This is a genomic window from Legionella genomosp. 1 (assembly GCF_900640215.1).
Taxonomy (GTDB): Bacteria; Pseudomonadota; Gammaproteobacteria; order Legionellales; family Legionellaceae; genus Legionella_C; species Legionella_C quinlivanii_A.
Genome location: NZ_CAAAJH010000021.1, coordinates 18,693 through 30,390, shown reverse-complemented (window position 1 = coordinate 30,390; position 11,698 = coordinate 18,693). Strand labels below are relative to the sequence as shown.

Below are 11,698 nucleotides of genomic sequence, written 5' to 3'. Positions count from 1 at the left end.
GAGCGTAATGAGTGACCTGCAACAGCAATATCACTCATTTATTGAATCTGGCGCTTTGAGTTGTTCAAAATAATGACAGGATCACTCAGCGCCTTCGCGGGGACGACAGTTCAATATACGATTGAGCTCTTAAAGTCCTCTCTCCCTCAGGAGAGAGTTAGAGAGAGGGGATTTCAACTGAGTGCAAAAAATATTGAGTTTTATAGTATAATTGTAACCCTATGAGTAATCACGAAGTCACTACAGATTTTTCAGCCTTTCTATCAAAGCTCACCAGCCAGCCTGGTGTTTATCGCATGCTGGATGGGGAGGGTACTGTGCTGTATGTAGGCAAAGCATCCAATCTTAAAAAAAGAGTCAGCAGTTATTTCAATAAACAAACAATCGGTACCAAGACCCAATCACTGGTCAATCAAATCACCGCTATTGACATAACAGTAACCAGCAGCGAAACCGAAGCCTTATTGCTGGAAAGCAGCCTCATTAAAACCCTGCGGCCTCGATATAACGTATTGATGCGCGATGATAAAACCTATCCTTATATTCAGGTAAGCGCTGGAAGTGTGTACCCCCGAATCGAAATGTTTCGCAGTAAGCGAAAGCCGCAGAAAGGCCAGGTATTTGGACCTTATCCCAGTGCGGGCTCGGTACGGGAAACACTTGGAGTGATTCAGAAAGTGTTTAAAATCCGCAATTGCCGCGACAGTTATTTTAATGCACGTTCAAGACCCTGCCTGCAATATCAGATTAAACGCTGCAGCGCTCCCTGCACTGCCTATATCAGTCCTGAAGACTATCAGCAATCAATTAATGATGCGCTGCGGTTTTTGCAGGGTAAATGCGGGCAAATTCTTGATGAGCTGGCCAAGCGCATGGAGAGTGCGGTTGAGCGCCTGGCTTTTGAGGAAGCCGCTGTTTTGCGCGACCAGATAAAAAGTTTACGCCTGGTACAGGAACAGCAGGGGATAATTCAGTTGCGCGGCGATGCCGATGTGATTGTCATGGATGTACAGCCGGGTTTTGCCTGTATTCAATGTCTCACGATCAGAGATGGTCAGGTGATTGCCAGCCAAAGTTTTTTTCCCAGCATGCCCAGAAAACACATTGCTCTTGAAGAATATGAACCCAATGATTTGCGTCAGCAAGTATTTGAAGCCTTTGTTTCATACTATTATCTTGAAACGCCAGAGAGGATTCCTTCGCTCATTATATTGGATGAGGCTTTGACCGATGAGCCGGTCATTGAACTGATGTTGGGCGATCTAAGAAAAAAAGAGGTTCGCATTAATTCAAAGCCGCGAGGGATTAAAGCCAGATGGCTTGAGCTGGCCCGCAAAAATCTGCGTCTGGCAGTGTCTGAGCATATTGCTTCCACCACCACACTTGAAAAACGCTACAGCGCTCTTATGGAGTTACTTGCCCTGCCATCGGCGATTACCCGAATGGAATGCTTTGATATCAGCCACACGCAAGGGGATTCCACGGTTGCATCCTGCGTCGTATTTAATCAGGAGGGGCCCTGGAAAAGTGAATACAGACGCTTCAACATTCAGGGTATTACGCCAGGAGATGATTATGCGGCAATGGAGCAGGCGATTACCCGCCGCTTCAGACGTCTGACGGCAATGCAGAATTTGCCGGATGTACTGATAATTGACGGCGGTAAAGGGCAGGTTGGGGTGGCATCGAAGGTATTATCTTCATTAGGTGTTCAATCGGTTTTTTTGCTGGGGATTGCAAAAGGTCCGGAACGAAAGGCCGGCTGGGAGCGTTTGATTCTGGTATCTCAGGATAGAGAAATTACTTTACCCATGGATTCTCCTGCACTCCACCTTTTACAGCATATTCGCGATGAGGCGCATCGATTCGCGATTACTTCCCATCGTAAAAAGCGTTTGCAAACTGGACTGGATTCTTCCTTATTAACTATCGAGGGAGTTGGGCCAAAGCGGCGTCAGGCACTGATGAACCGTTTTGGCGGTATCAGAGAACTGGCAAAAGCGCCTTATGATGAAATTGTAAAAGTATCCGGAATCAATGCCGAACTGGCAATGCGAATTTTTCAACATTTCCATCCTGAGGCTTGAAAAAAGGCGACATTTGAGAGAATGTATAGGCTTTTGTCTGCATTGGCCGGTATTTCAGAATTTGTAGCTGGAAAAGTTTCCTTTTTAGCTAAACTTTTTTCACCTTCTACCGACATTAGCTTTGAAACAGATTAATAATACAAATTTAAGCACGTTTTTTGCTTGAGAAAAGATAAATGCACGAAGGGAGCAAATTATGAGAAAACTATTAGCAGTGATGACATTATTGCTATCGACTTCAGTGTCTGCCGCAAGCAATTATTATGGCGTGGGTCTTTGTGCTTATTCTCAGTATCAATGCATCAAAGTGCAAAAGGGACAAACATGGGAAACGCTGTTTCCAGACCCAGTGCAGCGTGATATTGTTCAGCGTTTGAACCGCTCCTACAATCATTTATGGGCGGGTAAGGAAATTGTAGTCCCAAAAGATCTTAATCAAAAAACGTTGCTCGATTTCGCTCCCTTCCCGCAAAAGATTGCACCCGAGGATGAAAAGCAGGTGATTGTCGATCAGGACAAATTAGCCTGGGCAGCTTATGATGTGAACGGCAAGCTGGTTAACTGGGGTCCTATCTCTTCAGGCCGGGATAAATGCTCTGACAGTAACCACTCTTGCCGCACAATGACGGGGATCTTCCATTTCTTCAGCAAAGAAAATGAGAAATGCCGTTCCAACGTGTTCCCTATCGGCAGAGGGGGCGCAAAGATGCCTTACTGTATGTATTTCCACAAAGGTTTTGCTTTACACGGTTCCGATGATATGCCTGGGGAACGGGCCAGTCATGGATGTGTCAGGTTGTTCACGCAGGATGCGCTTTGGTTGAATCATGAATTTGTAGAAATAGCCAACCCCAAAATTAATCGATTGGGTACAAAGGTAATTGTTCGTCCAATATTGGCCACCAACAGTGGAGCAAAAAAATGAAAACAATAAATTCCGGAAAAACTCTGCTGCTTGCGTCTGTGTTATTAGGCTTAATGCAAGCAAGTTACGCAGAAAAGGTAGAAAAAGAAGATAACCGAAATCCTCTCGGTTGTCGTGACACCGGTTATCTGTTTGAATTAAAAACACTGAAACTGCTTCCAGAAGAGGCTGGGGCCGCTCAGTCTATGTACTTTCTATTTAATAAGTCAAATCAGGCAGTTAGTCTGTATCAGATGCTCAATAAGGAAAGTTCGCGCAGCATGTATCTGAATCATACGATCCGAAATGGACAGTGGGCAGTGCTATCCACAAGTGAAAAGCTGATGAAGTACATTTGTACTGTACCACAGAAGGGTTCTACTTATGGTCAGATAGTGGATTGTGCGGATCATTTACAGGTCTGTGAGTATACCAATGTAAAATATGGTTTGAATAATAAAGGAAATTACTGGCTGGTAAACGGTAATACAAGGAGTGGCGCTCTTCGCGATGTTGTGCGTTATGGCATCATTCCGGCGCTATAAGATCGCAAATACTTGGCAAGCGATAACAAAAAGAGGGAGTCACCATGAAATCATTTATCCCGTGGTTTTGTCTGGTAGCTGCAACTGCAGCCAATACTGTACAAGCTGCTGACGGAGTCGACGCTTATCGTCGCGGCAATTATTTTCTGGCTGCCAAAAGCTTTGCGGAGGGACCAGGCAAGGATCCTGTAGTCGAGTATTACATGGGAAGAATGCGGCTTTATGGTTATGGAGAGCTAAAAAATAATGCATTGGCGCTTCGTTATTTTACCGATGCGGCCCAGAAAGGGTATATGCCAGCCCAGGAGTTACTCGCTCGCTATTATCTGCAAAAAGGAAAAGACCCTGCTCAGGCATTTCAGTGGTTTAAAAAACTGGCTGATGCCGATAACACTGCGGCGCAAATGTATTGTGCTGCTGCCTATATCTATGGATATGGAGTTAAACAAAATACCGATATGGGGCGTCGCTATTTCATTGAGGCGGCAAAAAATGGCAACCCGATTGCACAATTTGCCGTTGCTGATCATTTTCTGGATAGCAGAGACAGCAGAAATAAGAAATTGGGTTTGATATGGCTGAACAAGGCTGCCGAACAGAATAACCCCAAAGCATTGGTAAAACTGGGTGAACTATATGCTGCTGGTGGAATTGTTACCCGTGACCTGGCCAAAGCCAAACAGTTAATGGAGCAGGCCGCGAATCAGAATTACACCCCGGCAATGGTTTCTTTAGGGGAACTTGCGCAAAAGCAAAACAATTTCGCTGAAGCCAAGGACTGGTTTAGCAGAGCAGCAGAAGCTAACAATATCGATGCTCAGCTTGATCTGGCCAAATTCTATCTGGCGGCTACCAACCCGCAGCAGGATGTCGACTCTGGCTTTATGTGGATGCTAAAAGCTGCACAAAACGGTTCTATGGATGCTCAAAAGTCTTTATCTGAAATGTATAAGAAGGGACAAGGTGTTGCGGTGGATGAAAATCTGGCTGCCCAATGGAAGCAGACTGCAGAAGCGAATGCCAGCAAAAAGATTGAGCTTGATCCGCAAATCGCTGCCGCGCGTTGGCTAAGTAACGATACAGAAGAGCAATTTAACGGTGTTTACCAACTGGGCGGGATTTACAGCGCCTGGAATAATCCACAAGCGTTAAAAGAAAATAATTATAATGCGCCGCCACAAATGGATGCGGTGACTCGTAAGCATTTGTATCAGCCGCAATTCGTGATGGCTCAACCGGATACCATTCCAATTAACGATTATTTTGATGTATTGGCTCCGATGCTGACTGGTGCCCATTCCAATGACTGGTCTTACCCTCGCTACCCGATTGACAAGCAAATTGCTTCGTTGATACGTCATGATTCAATGGTCCTCAAGCACAAACAAGGTTCAGCGCCTGTGGATGATGGAGCGTCCTATCTGCAAAAAGATGAGGAAGAAAACTCACCTGATTATCTGGCACAGCAAACATTGGGCTGGAAGCAACAGGCTAATATGCAAGCCGTTCTAAGTGAGATGTATAACCAGGCAATTCTTGGAAATTCCTCAGCACAATTTGAAATTGGCCAGTTATATCAATACGGTATTGGTGTGGTCAAAAATATTGACCAGGCGATTATTTATTATCAACTGGCAGCTGCCCAGCAGGATGTAAGGGCAGAATATAATCTTGGGGTAATGTATCTCGAAGGAAAAACCAATCCGGTTGATTATCAGAAAGGTATCGAATGGATGACTGATGCGGCCTTTAAGGGCAATGCCTATGCGCAATATGTGCTGGCTAATATCTATGAAAAAGGCCTGACTGATCCAAACGGCAACGAAATGATTAAGCCCAATCATCAACAGGCGATGGCAATGTATTACCTGGCTTCAGCGAATCATTTTGGTGAAGCCGAATACCGTCTGGCTGATTATCTGGTAAAGGAAAAACAGTCCGGTTTAAGCCAGGCCGCTAAAAAGCATCGCAGCGATCTGATCAAACGCCTGTATGCGGGCGCTGCCAAACAAGGGGTGGCAGAGGCGATTCTTCCGCTGGCGTTCTATAACGCGATGGACAGCGATCCCAAAAAACAGGAGCAAGCGTTTGAAACGGCGCGCCGGGAAGCTCGTAATGGAAATTCTGAAGCCGCTCTGTTGCTGGGTATGATGTATGATCGGGGTATTGCAGTCTCCCCCAATCAATACGAAGCCTTATACTGGTATCAGCAGGCGACCACCAATCCGGTGAGCGCGTTTATACTGGGCACCTATTTTACTGAGGGCAATGGGGTTGCCAAGGATACTGAAAAAGGCCGCGCGTTGTTACAGGAATCAGCTGATGCCGGATTTTCCTATGCCAGTCTGAATTTAGGTGTTCTTAAGCATGATGTTGGTGAATATTTCCTGACCGAACTCGACGACGCCAGAAAGCAGGGCAACAGTAAAGCAGGTTTATTGCTCGCTGACTATTTCCTGCAGCAGGCCAATGATCCCGAAAAAATGAAACAGGCCCGCGATATCTATGAGTACTTTGCCGGGAAGGGTGATAAGGATGCGCAATTAAAACTGGCGTTTCTTTATGATCGGGGTCTGGGGGGAGAGGCGAACAGTGAAGTGGCAGCACATTGGTATACAGAAGCTGCTGAGCAGAACCAGCCAATCGCTCAATTTTTACTGGCACAGCTCTATCAGATGGGACGCATAGGTAAACAGCCTGATTATGAAATGGCAAAGAAATGGTATAAGCAGGCACAAGCCCATTCTCCCTATGCCTCGGTAGCGCTGGGTTTTATCTACGATACTGTAGATGATGACTATGCCAATGCAGCGGATAACTATAGCCGTGCTGCAGCTACCGGTGATGCCATTGCTCAGTATGATCTCGGCCTTCTCTATGAAAACGGTAAAGGGATGCCAGTCAATCCTGAAAAAGCCAGAGAGTATTTTCAACAAGCAGCCGAGCAGGGTTATGGCAAGGCAATGACCCAGCTGGCAGGACTCTACTTCAATGGAATCAACGGTATTCGTGATGAGCAACAGGCACTGCACTGGTACAAGAAAGCTGTAGCCGCAGGCGATAGCGGGGCAATGTACCAGCTTGGTCTGTTATCAGAGACTGGAGTGGCCACAAAGCTTGATTTTCCCAATGCAGTCAGTTATTACCAGCAAGCTTCTGATCTGGGGAATGAAAAAGCGCAAATGGCCCTGGCAAGAATGTATCAGTATGGTATCGGGGTACAGAAAGATATTCAGCATGCCGCTGATATCTACAAGGGTCTTGCAGCTAACAGCAATGCCTATGCTCAGTATCAGCTAGCCATGATGTATATCGATGGGCAGCTGGGAGAGCCCTCCATTGCTCAGGGCAAGCCACTGTTGGTTAAGGCCAGCAGCAATGGCAGTAATCAGGCTGAAACGATGCTGCGCTTGCTAAATGCCCAGCAGGAACAGAAGCTAAGTTTTATTGAGCCTCTGCAATTGAACAAAGCCCCTGTGCTGGCTGGACAACCTGCGGAGTTGATGTATATGGATGCTCTGAATGAATGGAATCGTGGTGATGAAACCCTGTCACGTATGATTCTGGATCGTCTGATGACTCAGTTCCCGCATTATGTCCCTGCGAAAAAGGTCTATGAGCAATTGAATCAGCAAAATAAAGCGCCAGATTTGGGCTAGTCCCAGGTCTTAATCCAGGGAGGGGCTTAGCCCCTCCTTTAATACTCCTCCAGCTCCTCTCTTAAACGTTTTTCTTCGAGAATGTCTTCAATTCGTCTTCGCCGTTCAAGTCTTTTGCTGGAAGCAGTTTCACATACCGCATCGTCCATGCTGTGGTCGTCATTTATTTCAGATTCGAATTCATTAAAATCCTGCGATTCCATGCAACCTCCTTTTGCTGTTGGCAGCTTCCATTTTGAATTACCTTCTACAAAATAACAGAAATCAGGGGCGAGATTCAATGAGTTTTTGTAGTGGTAAATTAAGAGAAAGTCCCCTCTCCCAACTTGGGATAGGGTTCAATTTTAACCCCTCTCTCTAACTCTCTCCCCTGAGGGGCGAGAGGACTTTAAAGAAGGTTCCGTTTAAAAAGAAAATCCCCTCTCCCTTTGGGAGAGGGCTAGGGAGAGGGTTAATTATACCTACATAAGCAGTTAATTTTGTGACGAATTATCAGATCCTGAATCGAGTTCTTTCTCGATAGCTTTAATGAAGCGTGTCGAATCAGGGGCGGTGGTTGAAAAAAAATAAGTGACCAGTTCGCCATTTCGATTAATCAGGTATTTATGAAAATTCCATTTGGGAGCACTGCCAAATCCTAATGTTTTATGAGCCCATTGAAAGAAAGGATGGGCATTTTTTCCGGAAACTACTTCTTTGCCTGCCATTGGAAAGGTCACGCCATAATTAATCTGGCAAAATTGACCGATTTCTTCTTCTGTTCCCGGTTCCTGTTTGCCAAAATCATTGGATGGCACGCCAAGAACCACCAGGCCGCGATCTTTATAGTCCTGATATAATTTTTCGAGACCAGCATATTGCGGTGTAAAACCACATTTTGAGGCGGTATTCACAACAATCAACACATTGCCTTTAAAGTTCGCCAGCGGCAGGTCTTGTCCTCCTGCTAACTGGTGAAATGAGTAGTGGTAGGCATTATCATGAGAGGATATTGTCATTGGTAAATCCTTTTGAGTGGAATGAAGCGTGAGTTTTGTAACTCACGCGGTTTAAAGAGTCTGAGCTGGAGCGCTATTTTGCGCCAATTCTGCCTGTTTTTCAGCCTCAGCTTCCGCATCTTTGACTTTGGCCTTTTCAGTTTGCAGGGCGTTTTTTATCACATCGCTATTAGTGGTTTTGCTAATCGGATTTTCAATATAGTTTTTGCGTTGTGTTGCTTCCTGAGTTGCGACGCGCCGAATTTCTTGCAGACGTGCCTGCAGTTCTGGAGTGTCAAACAGTTCATCAACAGTTTTCGATTTTCCATTAACCACAGTAGTGATATTGGAAAGCGATTTGCTGGGATCTTTGGGATCTGGGAAAGTGCCTTCCTGAAAACCGGCACGTAAACAAGCCTCAAAAGAGCGTCTGCCTAATTCCATTGCCCATTTTTCATCCTTGTGCTGTACCTTCATGTTAATGGAATTTGCCCCGGTGGCATAGACTGCAGAAGCGAGTGAGGTTAAATCATAAAGGACATTATCGTGACGGGTGTTGTAATAAAGAAAGCCGTATTGAGGTAACTGCATAGAGTATTTGCCATCCTTAACATTCATACGCAAACCTGTGATACCTTCCATGTACTGAAGATCTTCAATCTTGACATTTTCAAAAATGGCAAGGCCTTTCTCGTTAACATTGACGGAGATTGTCGTTGCTGCAGCGGCTTTGCCTTGCTTATTTAGTTCAGCCACGCGAGCAATTTCTTTTTGCATGGCATTGGAGTGATGCCACATGGTCGCCAGCCAGGCTACACGGCGACGCTCATTTTCTGCCTGAGTGTGCAGACTTTTAACATCTTCTGTCACCGAGCTTTCAAACTTGGAGAGGGCGTCTTTGTGTGCCTTATCCAGCTTTGTTTCCATTTCTTTTTTAAAACTTTCCAGCTGGGTATCGGTGCTCAGGCCCATGGTTGTTTTAAGCTTGGTTTTAAAATCATCCTCTTTAAACAGGGCTTCCAGCTTGTCTTTTTCCAGTTTATGCTGATTTTCAATCGCCTTTTTGGCGTCAGCATTTGCCTCCTGCAGCTTGCTGGCGACTGCTTCAACCTGATAGCGCGGTGTCTTACTATGTAACAGATTATTCAGCGCAGTCACTGAGTTTGCATACTCTTTTTGCGCTGCTGTGGTTTTGTCATCAGTAACCAGAATATCCTCAAGCGCTTTTTTTACCGCTTTGGCAGGATCTGTATCCTGATTGATCTTATGACCGAAGTTTTCCTTCTCATCCTGGGTTTTAATCTCAGCAAAGACGTCTGTATTTTTAACTTTGTTTTTTTCGTAGTCATCGAAGGGTGTTTTGCTGCCCAGTTTTATTTGATCAGGTCCTTTCGCACTGGTTTCGTAGGCCTTAAATTGCTTGTGCATTGAATCAGGACTGAACAGCTCCATGCGCTGTTCGGTTTTCAAGTGGGTACCAAAAGGAATAAGTGCTACCGGAACATTATCGAGTAACGCTTTTCCGCCAGATACTAATGCGGAGCCTACCTGAGTGAGAACTTCTTTTGGATCAGCCATAAAATTTCCAATTGTTACTGCATTTATCACTTAAGTATATCAGCAAAAAATTAACTGTGAATTAAGAAATAAATCAACAATAAAAAATATAATCCGTGCATAATCCTGTATATTTTGCTATTATAGTGAGCAAATTTTATATAACTTAAACCGCTTTACCTGGTTTTGCTTTATCTTGGAAGTTCTATGACAAATGATTCAACAAGCTTTGCATCTCTTGGACTATCTCAGGCTTTATTAAAAGCCCTGTCTGATATGCAATTTCAAACGCCCTCTCCTGTTCAGGCGCAAACCATTCCCTGCCTGCTTGAGGGACAGGATGTTATTGCCCAGGCGCAAACCGGTACGGGCAAAACGGCAGCCTTTGCTTTGCCCATATTACAGCAGTTAAACCTGAAATCCTCTGCGACGCAAGCCTTAATTTTAGCGCCCACACGCGAGCTCGCCATTCAGGTGGCTGAACAATTTTCTGCTTTGAGTATTCATTTAGCTGGCATCACCGTTTCTGTTCTTTGCGGAGGACAGGATTATCGCCGTCAGTTAAAACAATTAAAAGACGGTGCCCAAATCGTGGTCGGGACACCAGGTCGAATTCTTGATCACATCGACAGAGGCACTTTACAGCTTAATCAGCTGAAGACTTTTGTACTTGATGAAGCGGATGAAATGCTGCGTATGGGCTTTATTGAAGACGTGGAGCTCATCCTGTCCAAATTGCCTGAAGCAAAACAAATGGCATTATTTTCAGCGACAATGCCTTATCGTATTCGCCAGATTGCCAATAATTATCTGCGCGACCCTGTTTCTATTGAAATTCGCTCAGAAACAGCTACTGTTAAAAGTATTGAGCAGCGCTTTCTTTTTGCTTCTCAGGGCCAGAAGCCTGATGCTTTGCATCGTATTCTGGCGGTTGAGGATTATCAGGGAGTAATAGTTTTTGTTCGGACTAAAAGCAGCACAGAAGAAGTCGCTGAATCTCTGCAACAGCAGGGTTATCGAGCAATGGCTATTCACGGGGATATAACCCAGGCTTTAAGAGAGCGGATTATTGCCCAGTTCCGACAGGGAGCGATTGATATTCTGGTAGCTACCGACGTAGCCGCACGGGGGCTGGATGTTGAGCGTGTCACGCATGTTATCAATTATGATGTTCCGCATGATTGTGAAACCTATGTACACCGTATCGGCAGAACCGGACGTGCTGGCCGAAGCGGAGTGACTATTCTGTTCATTACCCCACGTGAGTCAAGAATACTTACTACAATTGAACGACATACGCGACAACGTATTGAAAAAATTACAGTGCCGAATGATCATGCAATTCAGCAGGCACGCCAGAAACGCTTTATGGATAACATTTCTGCTCGCTTAACGCATGAGCACTTACCGGCTTATAAAGCCATTGTGGAAGATTATCTTGCACAAAATAAAGTGTCGCCCGCTGACGTTGCTGCCGCTCTGGCATTGCTGCTTCATCAGGATAAACCCTGGCAGCAAAACTTGCCGCAATTCAAAGAAGCTAAGGAAAAACGCAGCCGTGACGGCGATATGAGAAGCTCAAGAGGCAGTGAGCGCCGTCGAGAGGACCGTTTTGAACTGTCAGCAAGGAAATCAGGTAAAAGCGATAAGCGATTTGCTGATAATCATCAACAGGAATTGTTTAGAATCGATGTGGGTCGAATTCACGGTGTGAAACCCGGTAACATTGTGGGAGCGATAGCCAATGAAGCCGGCTTACAGAGCCGTCAGATTTCCGGCCTGAAAATTCATGAGGATTATTCCACTGTTCGTTTACCTCAAGGCATGCCAAAAGAAGTATTCCAGGACCTTAACAAAGCCTGGGTTTGCGGGCGTCAGTTAAAGCTGACCTCCTTGGGTGTGGTGTAAGGTCAAGGCCTTCATCACCTCTTAACCCGGACACAAGCACGGTCTTTGCGAGCATTAGCGA

8 protein-coding genes are annotated in these 11,698 nt (G+C 45.3%); 5 read left to right on the top strand and 3 right to left on the bottom strand.

Features of this window, described 5'->3' with window-relative positions:
• Positions 1-221: 221 nt before the first annotated feature.
• The 4 genes from uvrC (at position 222) to E1O89_RS14480 (ending at position 7,195) form a co-directional block, all read left to right on the top strand.
• Complete coding sequence (uvrC, locus tag E1O89_RS14495; protein ID WP_112220676.1) at positions 222-2,087, top strand: excinuclease ABC subunit UvrC; 1,866 nt, start codon at positions 222-224, stop codon at positions 2,085-2,087.
• A 196-nt stretch (positions 2,088-2,283) separates the two neighbouring features.
• Positions 2,284-3,012: a L,D-transpeptidase gene (locus tag E1O89_RS14490; RefSeq protein WP_133140781.1), complete on the top strand. Its 729-nt coding sequence runs from the start codon at positions 2,284-2,286 to the stop codon at positions 3,010-3,012.
• Positions 3,009-3,536: an endopeptidase IV gene (locus tag E1O89_RS14485; protein ID WP_112220674.1), complete on the top strand. Its 528-nt coding sequence runs from the start codon at positions 3,009-3,011 to the stop codon at positions 3,534-3,536. The genes E1O89_RS14490 and E1O89_RS14485 overlap by 4 nt, the downstream gene beginning before the upstream one ends.
• Positions 3,537-3,580: 44 nt before the next feature.
• A complete protein-coding gene (locus E1O89_RS14480) occupies positions 3,581-7,195 on the top strand; it encodes a tetratricopeptide repeat protein (RefSeq protein ID WP_133140780.1) in 3,615 nt (1,204 codons plus the stop codon).
• A 38-nt stretch (positions 7,196-7,233) separates the two neighbouring features.
• On the opposite strand, the gene E1O89_RS15505 is transcribed toward E1O89_RS14480, so the two are convergent.
• The 3 genes from E1O89_RS15505 to E1O89_RS14470 form a co-directional block, all read right to left on the bottom strand.
• Positions 7,234-7,398 (bottom strand): PA3496 family putative envelope integrity protein, encoded by a 165-nt coding sequence (locus E1O89_RS15505; protein WP_165483174.1) that lies wholly within the window; start codon positions 7,396-7,398, stop codon positions 7,234-7,236.
• Between the two features lie 270 nt (positions 7,399-7,668).
• Entirely contained in the window at positions 7,669-8,193 is a 525-nt protein-coding gene (locus tag E1O89_RS14475) for a glutathione peroxidase (RefSeq protein ID WP_133140779.1), read from the bottom strand.
• Positions 8,194-8,244: 51 nt separating this feature from the next.
• Positions 8,245-9,750: a hypothetical protein gene (locus E1O89_RS14470; protein WP_133140778.1), complete on the bottom strand. Its 1,506-nt coding sequence runs from the start codon at positions 9,748-9,750 to the stop codon at positions 8,245-8,247.
• Between the two features lie 186 nt (positions 9,751-9,936).
• Here E1O89_RS14470 and E1O89_RS14465 point away from each other — a divergent pair, with 186 nt between their 5' ends.
• Complete coding sequence (locus tag E1O89_RS14465) at positions 9,937-11,637, top strand: DEAD/DEAH box helicase (protein ID WP_133140777.1); 1,701 nt, start codon at positions 9,937-9,939, stop codon at positions 11,635-11,637.
• The last annotated feature ends 61 nt before the right edge of the window (positions 11,638-11,698 follow it).